The organism is Aliiroseovarius sp. YM-037, from assembly GCF_048060095.1.
Lineage (GTDB): Bacteria > Pseudomonadota > Alphaproteobacteria > Rhodobacterales > Rhodobacteraceae > JBLUOA01.
Map to the genome: position 1 here is coordinate 1 of NZ_JBLUOA010000007.1, position 18,048 is coordinate 18,048.

Genomic DNA, 18,048 nt, shown 5'->3' on the forward strand with positions numbered 1-18,048 from the left:
ACTCTATGATCCAACCGAATGCTGGAACTACTTCAAGGCTGCCGGGTATGCCTCAAGTTAATTTAGAAACGCTTTAGAATTCCGGCCGGGTTGCCTCCCAGATTCTCGACAATTGCTTCGAAATGTGCACTGTCTTCTGCTGCACCCGGATCGAGAATGAACCGACCGTCAGGTGTATCAATGATGTCGCTGTTCGTCCCGTGATAGGTCATCTTCCCTGGATTGCTCGCAACGATCCTCAGGATTCCCTCGGCCACCTGTTCTGCACGCGCGCGACACGGTTCCGGCTCTGTGTGAAACATGCTGCGTTTTGTCATTGAATACGACCACTTTCTGACAGTGAAAAGTCTGGGACTTGCAAAGCCGCCGTTTGCTTTTGCATAGCTTTGGAAGCCTCGGGCTGGCGTCCAGCGCCGGTCAGAACCGGCGCTGGAACAAGGCAACAAAGCCCAGCAGTCAAGCGTGACCCCGATTATGGAAACCTGTATACAGCACTACAGCAATTGCTGCCTTCGTCAGGTCTCCAAGCAGGAACGGGTAAAGCCCGGCGTTCAGCAATTTTTCGCCATAGCCGACAAAGCCACCCAACCAGAATAGCCCTGCGCAATACATAAGTATCGAACCGGAGAGGACCGCTACAGATGCTCTGATTGAAGGCGGAAGCCCTGCCAGCTTTTGAACCATCCATCCTGCAGCCGCCGCCGCGAGCGCAAACCCAATCAAGAATCCGCCAGTGGGACCCGCAAAATAGGCCAGACCCGCCGGTGCGGGAGGCGTGCCAGCAAAAACCGGCAGGCCAAACAGACCTTCCAGAAGGTATGCAACAACAACTAGACTACTGCGCACCGGCCCCAGGAAAAGGCCGAGACCCAACACCACCAGGGTTTGTGTTGACATCGGTACCGGGTAGAACGGCACCGCGATTTTGGCGGATAGTGTCAGAAGTATTGTGCCGATGAGTATTATTGAGATCTCTCGGGTCAGTCTTGCGAATGGTTGGCGTTGAGTGGCTTCCAAATTCATCTGTTTCGTCCTTGTTTCTGTAGATCGTCGATTTGCCGGATGGGTAAGCTCACATGCGCTTGGCGACTTCTTCCAACATGACCTCGCTCGCCCCGCCGCCGATGGCCTGTACACGGGCATCGCGCGACATGCGTTCAACCGGGGTTTCGCGCATATAGCCCATGCCGCCGTGAAACTGGACGCAGTCGTAGAGCACGCGGTTTACCAGTTCGCCGCAATAGGCCTTGACCATCGAGACCTCCTTCACGCAATCGTGGCCCGCCGCGTCCAGACCTGCGGCATGATAGACCAGCTGCCGTCCCGCCGCGATCCTCGTCTGGCAGTCTGCCAGCCGCTGGCGCACCACCTGCTTTTCCCATAGAACACCGCCAAAGGCCTTGCGCTGCTTGACGTATTCCACTGTCATGTCCAGCGCGGATTGCGCTTCGGCACAGGCCATCGCACCCAGCACGATGCGTTCGTTCTGGAAGTTCTTCATCACCGAATAGAAGCCGCGGTTGACCTCGCCCAAAACGTTTTCGGCCGGGATGCGGACATCTTCGAAGATCAGCTCGGCAGTGTCCGAGCACAGCCAGCCGGTCTTGTTCAGCGCCCGACCGACCGAAAAGCCCGGCGTACCCTTTTCGATCGCGAACATGGTGATCCCGCGGGAACCCTTTGCATCGGGATCGGTCTTGGCACCGACAAAGTAGAGGTCGCCATGCACGCCGTTTGTGATGAACATCTTGGTGCCGTTCAGCACCCAGTCCGACCCGTCCTGCACCGCGCGGGTACGCATGCCAGCCACGTCCGATCCTGCGCCCGGTTCAGTCACGGCCACGGCGGTGATCTTTTCGCCCGATACGATCGATGGCATCCAGCGCGCCTTCTGTTCCGGCGTGCCGGCATTTTCCAGATGCGGCGAGGCCATATCGGTATGGACCAGTACCGTGGCCGAGAACCCGCCGAAGGTAGACCGCCCAACCTCTTCGGCCAGTACCACGCTGGACACCACGTCCAGCCCCGCACCCCCATATTGTTTGTCATAGCGCATCCCCAGCACGCCGAGATCGCCCATCCGGCGCAGCACGTCACGGGGCACCATGCCCTCCTCTTCCCAGGGCTCCGCCTTAGCGGTCACTTCGGTTTCAATGAACCGGCGCAGCTGGTCGCGGATCATGTTGAGGTCTTCGTTGAACGGGCCGGTGGCCGCGGTGATGGTGTCTTGTCTGGTCATGTGTTTTCCTCCGGGTCGAGTTTGATAAGTGGGGCGTGCCCGGCGACCGTATCGCCTGGTGCACAATAGATTTCTGTCACCACGCCCGCGACCGGCGCGGGCAGGCTTTGCAAGAGCTTCATGGCCTCCAGCACCACCAGCGTGTCACCGGCTTCGACGCGGTCGCCGAGCGCGACACGTACCTCGGCAACGGCGCCGGGCATGGGCGCCGACAACATGTCAGCGCCGCCAGATCCGCCGGTGGCACGTTGCAGATGCTGATCTTCCAGCGTACGCAGGTCTGTCGCAGTCATTCCGGCAGGGGTTTGCAGGTGCACCCGCCAGTGACCCGGCGCGCGCACGACATGGGCGATGCGCGAAAACGGAACGCCGTCGATGCGTCCGCTCAGACGGTCTCCGGTCAAGGTGACTGTTTCGGTTGTGATGTTCTGGCCGTCTGGCAATTTGGCGGTTAGCCCCGCTCCGGCTTGGGTCACGCGGATCGGATCTTCCTCGGATGCGCTCCAATAGAACGCAGCGCCGGGCAGTCCCGCAGGGGCCGTGAGCCGCCAAGATCCAAGGCTGTCCCAAGGCGATGCGCCTGCCGGAGTGAGGTGCAGATGCAGCGCCATGGCGGCGAGGCCCGCGTCCTCGGCTTTGGGCGTCGGTTCTGCCCAGCCATCCGGGAACAACTCGGCAAGGCCCGAGGTATGATGCTGGAAGGCATGAAAATCAGGATGGTTCAACAGCGCCCGCTGATAAGACAGGTTCAACCCGACGCCGCCCACCACAAAGGCATCAATCGCAGCAATGGCCTGACGGATTGCCCCCGCCCTGTCCGGCGCATGGGTGATCAATTTGGCCAACATCGAATCGTAATGGTGGCTGACGATTGACCCAGCCGCGACGCCGCTATCGAGCCGCATGCCAGCAGGCGGCGCCCAAAGGGTGATCTTGCCGGTTTCGGGGCGGAAATTCTCGGCGGGGTTCTCGGCGGCGATGCGCACTTCGATGGCGTGGCCGTTAAACTGCACATCCGATTGCGCCAATGTCAGGGTCTCGCCCCGCGCGATACGCAACTGCCATTCGACCAGATCAATGCCGGTGATGGCCTCGGTCACCGGATGTTCCACCTGAAGGCGGGTGTTCATCTCAAGGAAGTAATACTCGCAGCGCTCGGAGTCATAAAGATACTCAACCGTCCCAGCGGACCGATAACCTATCGCCTGCGCCAGTCGCACAGATGCTGCGCGCATTTCGTCGCGAAGGGCCTCGGGAAGATCGGCAGCAGGGGCTTCTTCGATCAGCTTCTGATGATTGCGTTGAAGCGAACAGTCGCGGTCACCGAGGTGCAGGACATTGCCATGGCTGTCGCCGAACACTTGCACTTCGACATGCCGCGCACGAGGCGCGTAGCGCTCAAGGAACACTGCGGGATCGCCGAAGGCACCTTGCGCTTCGGCCCGGGCAGATGCGATTGCTTCAGACGCGCCGCTCAGATCAGAAACAAGCCGCATGCCGCGCCCGCCCCCACCGGCGCTGGCCTTAACCAGAAACGGGGTGCCAAGCATGCGCGCCTCTTCCAGCAATCGTGCGTCGGACTGATCTTCGCCGCGATAGCCGGGCAGCACAGGAACTCCCGCATCCTCGGCGGCGGCCTTGGCTTCGATCTTGCTTCCCATCCGTGCGATTGCAGCGGCAGAAGGCCCGATGAACACAAGGCCCGCCGCCTCGACCGCTGCGGCGAAACCGGAATTTTCCGACAAGAAGCCATAGCCCGGATGCACTGCCCCTGAGCCGGTCGCGCGCGCGGCGTCCAGAATGGCCTCGACGTTCAGGTAGCTGTCCGCAGGCGCGGCCCCGCCGATACAGACGGCGTGATCGGCCTCCGCCACGAAGGGCGCTTCGCGGTCTGCATCCGAAAACACTGCCACGCTTTCCAATCCCAGCTTGCGGCACCCGCGCTGGATGCGCCGGGCAATCTCGCCCCGGTTGGCGATCAGAACGCGGGCGAAGCTCATTTCACCCGCCATGACGGAATGTCCTTGTCAATGAAGCTATTGATGCCCTCGATACCTTCCTCAGTCTCCCACGCATCGGCTAGCCGGTCGGCGGTGTAGATCATATTGGTCTCCAGATCGTGCGATGCGACATAGGCGATCAGCGCCTTGGTATCGGCCACTGCACCCGGCGCAGCCTGAAGGTGATCGTGCACCACACGGTCCACCACGGCGTCCAGACCGTCGGGCGCGACAACTTCCGTCAATAGTCCAATCCTCTCGGCGCGGGCCGTGTCGAACAACGCGCCCGACAGCATGGTTTCACGCGAATGCACCTTGCCGATGCGGGCCACCACGTAAGGCGATATATTCGCGGGCAGCAGGCCCAGTTTGACCTCGGTTAGACCGAAGCGCGCGCCTTCGGCACCGACGGTGTAGTCGCAGACGGAGATCATACCGACACCGCCACCATAGGCTGGGCCGTTGATCCGCCCGATCAAGGGCTTGGGCAGCGTGTCAAGACGGCGCAAAAGCCGTGCCAAGGTAGCGCTTTGTTCGACCCGCTCGGCGCGGCTTTTCTCGACATTCGAAGCGAACCAGTTGAAATCGCCGCCTGCACAGAAGCTTTTTCCTATGCCGGTCAGGACCACGATCCGCACACTTTCATCCGCGGCCAACTTCTGGGCCGCGTCGTAAAGCTCGGCGATCAGCGTGCCGTTCAGCGCGTTGTGCTTGTCCGGGCGGTTGAGCGCGACAGTGGCAACTCCTCGCGCATCGGTTTCGACAAGGATGGTTTGATAAGTGGTCGACATGGCGTCGGCCTCACATTCTGAAAACAGGCGTATGACGACCGACTTCGGGCACCGACGTCACAATGGCCAGACACAGGCCAAGGATATCGCGGGTTTGCGCGGGTTCGATCAGCCCGTCATCCCAAAGCCGCGAGGTGGCATAATAGGGATCGGATTGTTCACCATACTGGGCGCGCACCTGCTCTTCGATCAGCTTCATGTCGGCCTCCATTTTGTCTGGGTCACCCCCCTTCTGGCGGCGCAGTTCCAGCATCACATTGGTGGCGATGTCGGCGGACATGGTAGCCAATTCTGCCGTTGGCCAGGCAAAGAGAAAATTCGGAGCGAAACCCCGTCCACACATGCCGTAATTTCCCGCCCCGTATGAGCCCCCCAGCAAAACCGACAGGCGCGGCACCTTGGCCACCGACATGGCATAGACCAGCTTGGCACTGTCTTTGGCGATACCACCGCGTTCGGCGTCGGTGCCGACCATGAAACCGGAAATGTTGTGCAGGAAAACAAGCGGGATGTTCCGCTGATCGCACATGGATACGAATTGCGCGCCCTTGAGCGAGCTTTCGGACAGAAGCGCCCCGTTGTTGGCCAGAATACCCACGCGATAGCCGTGGATCCGTGCCGTGCCGCAAACCAATGTTTCACCCCATCCGGGCTTGAACTCGCGGAATTCGCCGGCGTCGATCATGCGCAGCAGAACCTCGCGCATGTCGTAGGGCTCCTTGCGGTCGGCGCTGATGACGCCAAGCAGCTCGGACGGATCACGCGCAGGCGGCTGGGGCACCTCGTCTGCCTGAATCGGGCGCGACTGACCAAGCTCGGCCACAATGTCGCGCATCAGTGCGAGCGCGTGGTGCTCGTCCTCGGCCAGGTGGTCGGATACGCCGGAGACACGCGAATGCATCTCGGCCCCGCCCAGCGTTTCGCCATCGACCTCTTCGTTGATCGCCACCTTGACAATCGACGGCCCGCCCAGATGGATGCGCGCGTTGCCGCGCACCATGATGACCTCGTCCGACAGGGCGGGAATATAGGCCCCGCCCGCCGTGCAGCCGCCGAACACGGCCGAGATCTGCGGAAGACCGCTGGCCGACATGTTGGTCTGGCGATAGAAGGAATTGCCGAAATGGCGAGCATCGGGGAAGACCCTGTCCTGTTCAGGCAGATAGGCCCCGCCGCAGTCCACCAGATAGAGGCAGGGCAACCGGTTTTCCGCCGCGATTTCCTGGGCGCGAATGTGTTTCTGCACGGTTTCGTGATAGAAAGAACCACCCTTCACTGTCGCATCGTTGGCGATCACAACGCAGGGCAGCCCGTGGACGATCCCAATACCGGTCACGATCCCCGCACCGGGCACCTCGCCTCCGTATTGACCGTAGGCGGCAAGCGACGACAGCTCAAGAAACGCAGTGCCCGGATCCACCAGCAGGTTGATCCGTTCGCGAACCAACAGCTTGCTGCGCTTGCGATGCCGCGCGACCATGTCGGGACGGCCGCCAGCCGTTGCTTCGGCGATCCGCGCGCGCAGCGTTTCGACGCGCTCGCTTTGTGCGGCGTGGTTGAGGGTGTAGGTCTCTGATGCGGTCAGCACCGCTGTTTCAAGACGTGCCATGAAGTCAGGTATCCTGTCTTTGGAGTATCCCGTTGAGGAACACATCGGCATAGGTGTGTGACAACGCATCGGCGCTACCGCGGTCCGGGTCGAACCAATCGAGCGTGGCGTTCAATGTACCGATCAGCATCAGGCGCAGGCGGCGGATATCGACGTCTTGCTTCAGCGTGCCGTCTTTCTTAAGCTGGGACAGAAGACTGTCCCACTCGGCCTCATAGGCCCGTCGCGTGGGCAAGTTGGCATCCCGCACGGATTGCGGCACCTGCCCGAAAATACGCACATTCGCCGACGTATAATCGCTCACATCAAGAAGCGCGCGCAGATGCGCCCGGATCGCGGCGCGCAGTACCGTTTCGCCGTCGGTATCGGCTGGCAGATCGGTGATGGCGTCTCTCATGCTCGCGTGAACGACTCGAATCCCTGCATCAAGAACGGCCACGACGATCTCGTCCTTGGAACCGAAATGATAGTATATGCTACCCGCCTTGATCCCGGCGGCCTCGGCAATTTTTCGGAGCGAAACGGACCCGTAGCCTTGTTCGCGGAAAAGCCGCGCGGCAATGTCGAGCACCCCGTCCCGTCCGACTGCGCTGCGCGATGTCTCGTTGACTTTGCTTGCCGTGTTTTGTGCCATAGATCTTCGTTTCGCCCCAACGTCTAACTAACGACCGTTAGGTGAATAACGCAAGTGAGTCAATCGTCGTGATCGTGCCAGATTAGAGTTTGCGTGAAATTCCGCATGGGCGACCGCCATGAGGCCGCCCAGACATTAATGTGCTTGCCTGGACCCCGTCATCGGGTCCGGGCAAATGCCTTAGATCACGAAGCCGCCACCGCAGATGATGTGCTGGCCCGAGATGAAGTTCGATTCGGGTGAGCAGAACAGATAGACAGCACCAGCAGCCTCTTCTGGAGTACCGACCCGACCCAGCGGGATCATGCGCTCCATCTGGGACAGAAGATCAGGGTTGACGCCGACCTTGATCTCTTTTTCCTCGACCTTGATCGTGCTGTCACCGTCCGCGCTGCCCTCCGTCAGACGGGTGCGGATCGGGCCGAAGGCCACGGCATTGACGTTGACCTTGTAGCGGCCCCATTCCTTGGCCATCGTCCGGGTGACACCCAGTATGCCGGCCTTGGCGGCGGAATAGTTGATCTGCCCCGCGTTACCGCCAGTGCCGGCGATAGACGAAATGTTCACCACTTTGCGGAACACTTCCTTTCCGGCGGCGGCCTCTTCCTTGGCCTTGGCGCTGATTACCGGCTGGGCGGCGCGCAGGATCTTGAAGGGCGCGGTCATGTGAACGTCGATGATCGCCTGCCACTGCTCGTCGGTCATCTTCTGAACGACGCTGTCCCAGGTGTAGCCGGCGTTGTTCACGATGATGTCGAGTCCTCCGAAGCTGTCGACGCCCGTCTTGATGAACCGTTCGGCAAAACCGTCTTCGGTCACGCTGCCGGCGCAGACCACCGCTTCGCCGCCAGCGGCGCGGATAGCTTCAGCGGCTTCATTGGCCGGGTCGGCGTCCAGATCGTTGACCACTACCCGGGCCCCTTCCGAGGCCAGTTTGAGTGCGATTTCGCGGCCAATGCCTCGGCCCGAACCCGAGACCAGGGCAACACGCCCGTCGAGTTTTCCAGTCATATTAATTCCTCCCGAAAGGCGCTATCAGGCTTTCTCATAAAGTGTGGTGACACAGGCCCCACCGAGGCCCAGATTGTGCTGAAGTGCCAGGCGCGCGCCATCGACCTGGCGCGCATCAGCCTGCCCGCGCAACTGCTGGACAAGCTCGGTACATTGCGCAAGGCCGGTCGCCCCAAGAGGATGACCTTTGGACAACAAACCGCCCGACGGGTTGGTCACGTATTTTCCGCCATAGGTGTTGTCACCATCATCAACAAACTTCGCAGCTTCACCTCGGCCGCAAAGGCCAAGCGCCTCATAGGTGATGAGTTCGTTGTGGGCGAAACAGTCGTGCAGTTCGACCACATCCACGTCTTCGGGCCCGATGCCCGCAGCCTCGTAGACCTGATCGGCGGCGCGCTTGGCCATCGAAAAGCCGACCACCTCGCGCATATCATGGGCTTCGAAGGTTTCCGGACCGTCCGTTGTCATGGCCTGCGCCGCGATCCGAACCGAACTGTCCAGTCCGTGCTTGTCGGCGAATTCCTTGGAACAGATGATCGCGGCGGCTGCGCCACAGGTTGGCGGACAGGCCATAAGCTTGGTCATGACGCCGGGCCAGACCACCTGCGCAGCCATGACGTCTTCCGCCGTCACTTCCTGACGGAATAGGGCCACCGGATTCTTGGCCGCATGGCGGCTGGCCTTGGCGCGGATCTTGGCGAAGGTCTCAAGAGGCGTGCCGAACTCGTCCATATGCGCCTTGCCCGCACCGCCGAAGTACCGCAGTGCCAGTGGGATCTCCGAACTGCCAACCAGATCGTCGGTTTCTTCGTCGAAAGCCGCAAACGGGCTGACCCGATCATGATACATCGCGCCGATTGCGCCGGGTTGCATTTGTTCGAACCCAAGCGCCAGAGCACATTCCACCGCCCCGCTTTCCACGGCCTGACGCGCCAGGAACAGGGCAGACGACCCGGTCGAGCAATTGTTGTTCACATTCACAACTGGGATGCCGGTCATTCCGACATGGTACAAGGCGCGCTGTCCACAGGTGCTGTCGCCATAGACATAGCCCACATAGGCCTGTTGGACTTTTTCGTAGTCCAGACCCGCGTCGGCCAGAGCGGATCGGGTCGCCGCGGTTGCCATCACATCGTAGCTCTCGGATTTTCCCGGCTTCTGGAACGGGACCATCCCGACGCCGACGACATAGGCTTTGCCTGTCATTTCTCTCTCTCCCATGTTTCGTCCGGCTATTCTGAACGCGCTGCCAAACCAATTTCTACCATTTGTTAGAATTTAGATCCTAACCTTGGGAACTGTCAACATCTTCACGCCGTGACGTCGGGTGCTTGCGTTGGATTCTAACGTATGTTAGTTTTTCTTGACTGCGGGTTCTGGAAATCAATACATTTTAGGCCTTTGAATTCCGGCAAGACGGACGATGAACGTTTGTTGCTTGTTTCCTGAAACCAGCGACACCCAGACTACGAAAGGGAAAGAGAATGGCGTATTGTTATGAATTCAAGGGGTTTATACCTGTTGTTCCCGAGGATACGTATGTCCATCCTCAGGCCGTTCTGATCGGAAATGTCATCCTGGGTGATGGATGCTACATCGGACCCGGAGCAAGCCTGCGGGGCGATTTCGGCAGGATCGTGATCGGTGATGGCGCCAATGTGCAGGACAACTGCATCATCCATTCTTTTCCCGGCCGCGACGCAGTGGTGGAAACCGACGGTCATATCGGTCACGGCGCGATCCTGCACGGTTGCACTGTGGGCCGGAATGCTCTGGTCGGTATGAACGCCGTCATCATGGATGGCGTTGAGCTTGGGGCGGAATCAATCGTTGGCGCGCAGGCTTTTGTGCGAGGCGAAACCGTCATTCCGCCCCGTTCGATGGTGGTCGGATCTCCGGCAAAGGTGATCCGCGAGGTCAGCGAGAAAGAAGTCGCTTGGAAGACTCGCGGCACGGCGGAATACCGGCAACTCGCGCGTGACTGTCTGGTCGGATTGATGCCCGTCGAGCCGCTGAAGGTGGTCGAGGCCGACCGGCCCGAGATCGCCGCCTCTGACGTCGTCTCCATTCAGGAGGCGCGGCGGACGTCGTCCTGACCTGTCCGGTCTCGGGACGGATTTCTTCGGATTCCGAAAGCGCCAGATCGTAACGCCTTGATAGGGTACGGCACTCCGTAGCTCGGTGTGCCGTCCCTCGTACAGTTACAGCCGGAAGATCCCGTAGTGCGGATCATCGATCGGCGCGTTCAGCGAGGCGGAAATCGACATGCCAAGCGCATTGCGTGTGTCCGCCGGGTCAAGGATGCCATCGTCCCACAATTCCGAGGTCGAGGTATAGGCTTCGACATCTCGGCGGAATTTCTCCAGCACGGGATCACGGATCGCGGCGATTTCTTCCTCGCTCAGTTCTTTGCCTTCGCGCTGAAGCTGCCGGATCTTGACGTCGGCCATGGTATTGGCAGCCTGATCCGCACCCATCACGCCGATTTCGGCCTGCGGCCACATGAACAGCGTGCGTGCATCCCAGGCCCGTCCGCACATGCCGTAATTGCCTGCCCCGTAAGAGGCATTGGCGATCACGGTAAACTTCGGCACGACCGAGCCGCCCTGCGCCATCAGCATCTTGGCGCCGTCCTTGGCGATGCCGCGTTCTTCGTATTCGCGGCCCACCATATAGCCGGTGATGTTCTGGAAAAAGACCAGAGGCGTACGGTTCTGGTTGCACAGCTGAATGAAATGCGCCGCCTTGAGCGAGCTGTCGTTGAACAGCACCCCGTTGTTGGCAAGGATGCCGACCTTGTAGCCCCAGATATGGGCATAACCGCAAATCATCGTGGTGCCGTAGTCGGGCTGGTATTCGTGAAAGCGCGAACCGTCCACGACCCGGGCCAGAACCTCGCGCATGTCGAATTGGGTTTTCCGGTCCTTGGGAATGATCCCGTAAAGCTCCTTCGGCTCGTAGTAAGGCTCTTCATAGGAAGCAGTTTCGATGATCGTTTTCGGTGTGCGTTTCCATTGGCTGACAATCTCGCGCGCCAGTGAAAAGGCGTGCTGTTCGGTCGCGGCACGATAATCGCCGGTGCCCGAAACCGAGGTATGCATAACCGCCCCACCAAGTTCCTGAACACCGACCTCTTCGCCGGTGGCCGCCTTGACCAGCGGGGGACCGCCAAGGAAAATCGCCCCAGTGCCTTCGATGATGATGTTGTAATCGCTCAGCGTAGGTACATAGGCACCGCCTGCGGTGCAATGCCCGCCGACCACAGCAATCTGCGGGATATTGGCCTGACTCAGCTTGACCTGGTTGCGAAACACCCGCCCGCCCAGATAGCGGTCGGGAAAGACGCCATGTTGCAGCGGCAGGAAACCGCCGGCGCTGTCGCAGATATGGACGACCGGCAACCGGTTCTCCAGCGCGACATCCAGAAGGCGCACGACCTTTTTCACGGTATGCGGATACCAGGCACCGCCCTTGACGCTGGCGTCATTGGCATGAATAGCGACCTCGCGGCCCTGCACGATGCCAATGCCCGTAACCACGGCGGCACCCGGCACTGTTCCGTCATATTCGCGACAGGCTGCGAGGGTGGAGAATTCCAGAAACGGTGTGCCGGGGTCCAGCAGCAGTTTTAGCCGTTCGCGCACGCCCAGCTTGTTTTGCCGCTCAAGGCGGTCAATGTCGCGTTGCGGGCGTTCGAAACGCGCCGCGTGCTGGCGGGCGTGAAATTCCTTCAGCCGCTCGGACATGGCGGCATAATTTGCCTTGTAGTCGGCGGCGTTGGTATCGATCAGACTTTCAATCCTGCGCATTCTCACTTCTCCTCCGGGGCCAATTGGGCCAGGATATCTTTCAGCCCAAAACTGTCGCCTTCGGCGAATGGCATTTCGGCAACGACCCCGTCGCGTGGCGCCGTCAGTGTGGTTTCCAGCTTCATGCTTTCGATAACCAAAAGCGGCTGGCCTTCTTCAACTGTATCGCCGGGTTTGACCGCGACCGACACCACGACTCCGGGCATAGGCGCGACCAACCGATCATCGCTTGTGCCACCATCGCTTCCAGCCAGGCGCTCGGCGGGATCAACCCGCCCGACTTCGTAGGTGCGGCCGTTCATGTGCACAAAAGTTGCTTCCGGCCCCACGGCCAGTCGCAATTCGCGGACAACACCCTTAGCCCGCAACGTATAACCGCCCGGCAGGCCCGTCGGGTCCAATTGGCAGGCAACAGTACCATTGGGGGTATTAAGTACGAACCGGCTGCCATCATGGCCCAACCAACATTCAGTCTCTTCTCCGTCGATCTGAAAGATCCGTTGCATCAGTTTCTCCACCCGCCCATCTTGCGGTGCATTTCCGGTATTTGCATTACGTCGCTCACCAGCCGTTCGTCTGACAGGGCCGCCGCCGCCATCAGCAGGTCAGAGATATCTTCCCCCGGTGCAGTCAGCGTTTCGGATTGTTCAGCTAGGAAGCCGGTTGAAACATCGCCCGAGGCAAAATCTGGATGTGCAAGGATTGCATCTAGGTATCCGGTGTTGGTCGTCACCCCGAGAACCACATAGTTTTGCACCGCTTGCCGCGCACGGGCGATGGCCTCCACGCGGTCGCGGCCATGCACGATCAGCTTAGACAGCATCGGGTCGAAATCGGTGGTCACCTTGCCGCCGTCCAGAATGCCGCTGTCCACGCGCACGCCGGGGCCGGAGGGTTCATCCAGCAGCAGGAGATCCCCGATCGAGGGGCGGAAATCGGCCGTCGCGTCCTCGGCACAGATGCGTAGTTCGATTGAATGGCCAGTCTGCGGAATATTCGCCTGCGTCGCGCTCAGCCCCTCGCCTGCAGCGATGCGCAGTTGCTCGGCGACCAGATCGAAGCCAGTCACCAGTTCGGTCACCGGATGTTCGACCTGAAGGCGGGTGTTCATTTCGAGGAAGTAAAAGGCCCCGTCCTGCGCATAAATGAATTCGACGGTCCCTGCCCCGCGGTATTTGACGGCGCGGGCAATCCCCGCAGCGGTTTCACATATCTCGTCCCGCTGTTCTGGGGTCAGCGCCGGTGACGGCGTTTCTTCGATAATCTTCTGGAACCGGCGCTGGATCGAACATTCGCGTTCCCAGAAATGGACCACGTTGCCCTGCCCGTCACCCATCACCTGCACCTCGATATGGCGCGGACGTTCGATATAGCATTCGACGAACAGACGACCGTCGCCGAAATACCGCTGGCCTTCGCGGCGCGCGGTTGCGATTTCGGTCTCCAACGTGCTATCCTCGCGCACGACGCGCATGCCCTTCCCGCCGCCTCCGGCCGAGGGTTTGATGAGCAGCGGATAGCCAACGGCGCGGGCGCGTTCGACAAAACTCGCCGGATCGTCATCCTCGATCGCCGAGGGGGCAACCGGGAAGCCGTGCTCCTCGACAAAGGCGCGCGCACGGACCTTGTCGCCCATCAGGTCGATGGTCTCGGACGTCGGGCCGACAAATGTCACACCGGCCTCTTCCAGCGCCGCGACGAAGGCCGCATTCTCGGACAAAAAGCCATAGCCGGGATGCACCGCGTCGGCGCCGATTTTCTTTGCAGCCTCGACAATCTGCGGAATATCGAGATAGGCGGCCACAGGCGTTGGCCCTTCGATCATCACAATCTCGTCTGCGATCAGGTGGGCCGGCCCCTCTTGTTCAGCGACGTGGCTCAACACAGCCGTCGCAAGGCCGCGGGCCTTGGCGGTGCGTAACACGCGCGCCGCGATTTCACCCCGATTGGCGACCAGGAGTTTTGAAATGGTCATGGTATTGTCCTTTTAGTTCCGGTCCGAGGCGTTCAGCCCGTCGCGCGCGGCCAGATCGACCGGCACAGGAATTTCAATATCAAGCAGCATCTGCGCAAACCCTTTGCCTTGCGGATCGATGCGGACCGAGGCGATGCCGCCCCCGCCCAGCGATTCATGCAGCAGGAAGTTCAGCGAATGGCTTCCGGGCAGGTCGAACCGCTCGACCTTGCCTTCGCAGACATGGGAGAAATAGTCTTTCACCACCTCTTCGCTGAGAGCCGAGCGGATATATGGCAGGTAGTCCGGCTTGCGCGCAAGGATGCCGATATTGGCGATATCCCCCTTGTCGCCTGAGCGTCCCCAAGCCAGATCGACGAGGCGCACCTTGATCGCGTCCGGACCGGGCGCGCGGCTATCTGCCGGCGGCGCGGCAGGCGGATCAAGGTGGACTGGACTGGTGGCCACGGCGACGGGCACATCCTTGCCGTCGACCTCGACTGCGACGGGGGTGTCGGCCTTGTTCTGCAGGAAGGAGAACAGACGGACCACCGGCTGTACCTTTGGCCGTCCGGCGAAGAACCCGGTCAGACCCTGCGCGGTCGAAATCGCCATGGGCGCGATTTCTCCGGCAAAGATGTTCAGCGCGGTGCGATCGTCATGGACCGCGCCGATCTTGAGCACCACTTCGCGGGTCTGGGCGCGCGCATTTGCGCCATAAGTGGACTCGGCGCCCAGCACTTCGACGCTGACCTGCCGGAAATCGCCCATGTTGCGATCGCGGAAAATCCGGCGACAGCGGGTCAGGATCGCCTCGGCCACGCGTTCGGCCTTGGCGGGTGCATCAATCGCGGCCAGTGTCAGGGTAGAGACCGCGCGCCAGCCATCTGCATGGGTCGCCGACACCTTGTAGCTGTCGGTGCGCCCGAGACCCTTGCCGCCCTTGACCAGCACCCGATCGGGTCCGACCTGTTCCAGGTTGACCCCGGACCAGTCGCAGATCACGTCGGGCAACAGGTAAGCGCGCGGATCACCGATTTCATAGAGCATCTGCTCTCCGACCGATCCGGGCACGACCAGCCCGCCGGTGTCAGGCGTCTTGGTCATGACGAAACTGCCGTCTTCCGACACCTCGACGATGGGCATCCCCATATTGTCCCAACCCGGCACGTCCTGCCAGTCGGTAAAGTTGCCGCCCGTTCCCTGGGGGCCGCATTCGATCAGGTGACCCGCCAGCGATCCCTGGCTCAGCTTGTCCCAGTCGTCATCGCCCCAGCCGTATTCGTGCATCAGGGGGCCAAGCGCGACCGCGCTGTCGGCGCAGCGCCCCGTGATTACGATGTCGGCCCCGGCATCCAGCGCGGCCGCGATGGGGCGGGCACCCAGATAGGCGTTCATGCTCCAGATGTCGCCCGGAAACTCGACACCCGAGAACATTTCCGTCTGACCGCTTTTGCGAATTTCGTCGGCCTTCGGCAACAGGTCATCGCCCAGCACGACTCCGATGGACAAATCGATCCCGGCTTCGGCAGCGGCCTTGGCAAGCGCGTCGCGGCAGCCGCGCGGGTTCACGCCCCCGGCATTGGCAACGACCTTGATCCCCTTGGCCTTGATGTCCGGCAACCAGGGTGCCAGCGCCTTGACGAAATCCGGCGCATAGCCCGACTCGGGTGTCTTGGCGCGGGCACGCGCCATCAGCGACATTGTCACCTCGGCCAGATAGTCGAACACTAGATAGTTGATCTCGCCCTTAGAGACCAGTTGACCGATCGCTTCAGGCGTATCGCCCCAAAATCCCGATGCGCATCCAATGCGCAGTTTTCGATCTGACATATGCTTCTCCTCCCCGCTTGATCAGCGGCCTGTCCATTCAGGTTTGCGTTTCGCAATGAAGGCATCAAAGCCCTCGCGCGCATCTTCTGTCTGTGCAACGCGGGGCAATAGCGTTTCTGCAAACCGCATTTGCTGCGGATAGGTCATGTCCTCCATCGCATGACAGGCGTATTTTCCCAGCCGGATCGCGCTCGGCGACTGCGCAGCAATCTGGGCAACCAGTTCTGCAACTTTGTCGTCCAACCCCGCGGCATCGGTCACATAGTTGACCAGATTGAATTGCAGGGCTTCCTCGGCCGTCAGAGGGACGCCGGTGATGAACATCTCCATCAACCTGCGTCGGGGGAGCACGCGCATCATGGGTGGTACGATCGTCATGGGAAACAAACCCACCTTCACTTCCGGCGTTCCGATGCGGGCGTGGTCCGCCATCACAGCCAGATCGCAGGCACAGATAATGCCCGCCCCTGCCCCCATCGCGACGCCGTTGACACGCGCGATCGTCGGCTTTCGGCAGGCCTGTATCGTTTCGAACAACCTTCCGGCGAAATGATCAGGATCGGCCGGATCCTGAACGAACGGACCACCGTCCGCACCCGCCTTGATGTCGCCGCCGGCGCAGAAGGCGCGATCTCCCTCGCCGGTCAGAACGATCACACGGCAATCGCTGTCCTTCTCGGCAGCATATATGGCGGCCATGATCCCGTCTGCGACTTCACGGTTTAGGGCATTTCGATTCTCAGGACGTCGAATCGTGATACGAACTTCGTCGCCACGCATCTGCGATTGAACAACGCTCTCACCCATTTCCGAAGCTCCCCCAAAATAGTTTGTGCGCCGTGCCTTCTAACGTCAGGTCGCAAAAAGCTTGGCTTGATCTATTTTCTAACATGTGTTTGATTTTGGTCAACGCCACAAACGACATTTCTCGGGAGGATGATATGACGACTCAAAGTGAGGCTATCGCGGCTGACCTGGAAGCCATCAGGGCAAACTATTCGTTGACCGACGAGCAACGCCAGATTGTCGATCACGTGGATCGTGTGTCGCGCGAGGTACTGCACCCGTTGCAGGCGCGCATGGACGAGGAAGAATGGTGGCCCGAAGACCTGTTCAAGCAAATGGGTGAGCTGGGCCTGCTGGGAATCACCGCTCCCGAGGAGCTGGGCGGATCGGGACAAGATGAATTCACCCAGGCGCTGGTGTCCGAGGTGATCTCGAAATGGAACCCGGCTGTGGGGTTGTCGCATGGCGCGCATGACAACCTGTGCCTGAACAACCTGCTGCGCAACGGGTCCGAAGAGCAGGTAAAGAAATACGTACCGGGCCTTTGCTCGGGCGAGCTTGTCGGTGCTCTGGGTCTGACCGAACCGGGTGCGGGATCCGATGCGCTTGGGTCCATGGCGACCACCGCGCGCCGTGACGGTGATGACTACGTCATCAACGGCTCGAAGATCTACATCACCAACGGCCCGATTGCCGACGTGATTCTGCTTTACGCAAAGACCGACAAATCGAAGGGCGCCAAGGGCATTTCCGCCTTCATCATTGAGACCGACAATCCCGGCTTCAAGGTGGCGCAAAAGCTCGATAAAATGGGCTTCCGAGGCTCTCCGACCGGAGAGTTGGTGTTCGAAGATTGCCGCGTGCCCGCATCCGCCATGGTGGGTGAGGAAAACACCGGCGTTTCGGTGGTAATGAGCGGGCTGGATCTGGAGCGTGCTATGGTTGCCTCAGTCTGCGTTGGCATGGCCGAACGCGCGCTGGAACTGGGTCTGGAATACGCCAAAATTCGCGAACAGTTCGGCAAGCCGATCGCAAGTTTCCAGATGATGCAGTCGAAACTGGCCGAGATCTACATCGAGGTCGAGACGGCGCGCGCCTTCGGGTATCGAGCGCTGGCCGCCTGTACGGGCCTGCCAAAAGGGGCCGGAGGCCGCGGCGAAATTCACAAACTGACTGCGGCGGCCTGTCTGTACGCCGGCGAGGCATTCAACAAGGCGGTGACCGAAGCCTGCCATATCCATGGTGGCTCTGGCTACATGCAGGACACCGAGATCAACCGGTTGTTCCGCGCCAACAAGTTGTTGGAAATCGGCGCGGGCACAAGCGAAGTCCGCAAGATCATCATTGCCGAAGAACTTCTGCGCGCCTGAGGGGGGGAC

16 protein-coding genes are annotated in these 18,048 nt (G+C 60.6%); 2 read left to right on the top strand and 14 right to left on the bottom strand.

Going from position 1 to position 18,048, the window contains the following annotated elements:
- Window positions 1–62 precede the first annotated feature (62 nt).
- From ACEWPJ_RS16870 to ACEWPJ_RS16910, 9 genes are all read right to left on the bottom strand, one after another.
- On the bottom strand, window positions 63–317 hold the full coding sequence (locus tag ACEWPJ_RS16870) for a hypothetical protein (protein WP_238372666.1): 255 nt from the start codon (window positions 315–317) through the stop codon (window positions 63–65).
- A gap of 139 nt (window positions 318–456) precedes the next feature.
- Window positions 457–1,023: a biotin transporter BioY gene (locus tag ACEWPJ_RS16875; protein ID WP_067626865.1), complete on the bottom strand. Its 567-nt coding sequence runs from the start codon at window positions 1,021–1,023 to the stop codon at window positions 457–459.
- Between the two features lie 49 nt (window positions 1,024–1,072).
- Window positions 1,073–2,239 carry an acyl-CoA dehydrogenase family protein gene (locus tag ACEWPJ_RS16880; RefSeq protein ID WP_238372667.1) on the bottom strand — a complete coding sequence of 389 codons (1,167 nt, stop codon included), beginning with the start codon at window positions 2,237–2,239 and terminating at the stop codon, window positions 1,073–1,075.
- Entirely contained in the window at window positions 2,236–4,251 is a 2,016-nt protein-coding gene (locus ACEWPJ_RS16885; protein ID WP_238372668.1) for a biotin carboxylase N-terminal domain-containing protein, read from the bottom strand. Before ACEWPJ_RS16885 ends, ACEWPJ_RS16880 begins: the two co-directional genes overlap by 4 nt.
- Window positions 4,236–5,030: a crotonase/enoyl-CoA hydratase family protein gene (locus tag ACEWPJ_RS16890; protein WP_238372669.1), complete on the bottom strand. Its 795-nt coding sequence runs from the start codon at window positions 5,028–5,030 to the stop codon at window positions 4,236–4,238. Before ACEWPJ_RS16890 ends, ACEWPJ_RS16885 begins: the two co-directional genes overlap by 16 nt.
- Window positions 5,031–5,040: 10 nt before the next feature.
- Window positions 5,041–6,639 carry an acyl-CoA carboxylase subunit beta gene (locus tag ACEWPJ_RS16895; protein ID WP_416514297.1) on the bottom strand — a complete coding sequence of 533 codons (1,599 nt, stop codon included), beginning with the start codon at window positions 6,637–6,639 and terminating at the stop codon, window positions 5,041–5,043.
- A gap of 4 nt (window positions 6,640–6,643) precedes the next feature.
- Window positions 6,644–7,273 (bottom strand): TetR/AcrR family transcriptional regulator, encoded by a 630-nt coding sequence (locus tag ACEWPJ_RS16900; protein WP_238372671.1) that lies wholly within the window; start codon window positions 7,271–7,273, stop codon window positions 6,644–6,646.
- Window positions 7,274–7,453: 180 nt separating this feature from the next.
- A complete protein-coding gene (locus ACEWPJ_RS16905) occupies window positions 7,454–8,284 on the bottom strand; it encodes an SDR family NAD(P)-dependent oxidoreductase (RefSeq protein ID WP_111368597.1) in 831 nt (276 codons plus the stop codon).
- A gap of 24 nt (window positions 8,285–8,308) precedes the next feature.
- Window positions 8,309–9,493, bottom strand: coding sequence for a lipid-transfer protein (locus tag ACEWPJ_RS16910; RefSeq protein WP_238372672.1), 1,185 nt, complete (start codon window positions 9,491–9,493; stop codon window positions 8,309–8,311).
- 278 nt (window positions 9,494–9,771) lie between these two features.
- Between ACEWPJ_RS16910 and ACEWPJ_RS16915 the strand changes: the two genes are divergently transcribed.
- On the top strand, window positions 9,772–10,383 hold the full coding sequence (locus ACEWPJ_RS16915) for a transferase hexapeptide repeat family protein (protein ID WP_238372673.1): 612 nt from the start codon (window positions 9,772–9,774) through the stop codon (window positions 10,381–10,383).
- Window positions 10,384–10,488: 105 nt separating this feature from the next.
- Here ACEWPJ_RS16915 and ACEWPJ_RS16920 read toward each other — a convergent pair whose 3' ends face one another.
- The 5 genes from ACEWPJ_RS16920 to ACEWPJ_RS16940 are packed head-to-tail and all read right to left on the bottom strand — an operon-like array spanning window position 10,489 to window position 16,663.
- Complete coding sequence (locus ACEWPJ_RS16920; RefSeq protein WP_238372674.1) at window positions 10,489–12,096, bottom strand: acyl-CoA carboxylase subunit beta; 1,608 nt, start codon at window positions 12,094–12,096, stop codon at window positions 10,489–10,491.
- 2 nt (window positions 12,097–12,098) lie between these two features.
- The gene (locus tag ACEWPJ_RS16925; RefSeq protein ID WP_273545124.1) at window positions 12,099–12,602 is read right to left on the bottom strand and encodes a biotin/lipoyl-containing protein; all 504 of its coding nucleotides are present in this window, start codon (window positions 12,600–12,602) and stop codon (window positions 12,099–12,101) included.
- On the bottom strand, window positions 12,602–14,071 hold the full coding sequence (locus ACEWPJ_RS16930; RefSeq protein ID WP_238372676.1) for an acetyl-CoA carboxylase biotin carboxylase subunit: 1,470 nt from the start codon (window positions 14,069–14,071) through the stop codon (window positions 12,602–12,604). The genes ACEWPJ_RS16925 and ACEWPJ_RS16930 overlap by 1 nt, the downstream gene beginning before the upstream one ends.
- Before the next feature lie 12 nt (window positions 14,072–14,083).
- Complete coding sequence (locus ACEWPJ_RS16935) at window positions 14,084–15,883, bottom strand: acyclic terpene utilization AtuA family protein (protein ID WP_416514298.1); 1,800 nt, start codon at window positions 15,881–15,883, stop codon at window positions 14,084–14,086.
- A gap of 21 nt (window positions 15,884–15,904) precedes the next feature.
- The gene (locus tag ACEWPJ_RS16940; RefSeq protein WP_316776960.1) at window positions 15,905–16,663 is read right to left on the bottom strand and encodes an enoyl-CoA hydratase-related protein; all 759 of its coding nucleotides are present in this window, start codon (window positions 16,661–16,663) and stop codon (window positions 15,905–15,907) included.
- 161 nt (window positions 16,664–16,824) lie between these two features.
- Here ACEWPJ_RS16940 and ACEWPJ_RS16945 point away from each other — a divergent pair, with 161 nt between their 5' ends.
- Window positions 16,825–18,039, top strand: a complete 1,215-nt coding sequence (locus ACEWPJ_RS16945) for an acyl-CoA dehydrogenase family protein (RefSeq protein ID WP_051360508.1) — start codon at window positions 16,825–16,827, stop codon at window positions 18,037–18,039.
- Window positions 18,040–18,048: the final 9 nt, after the last annotated feature.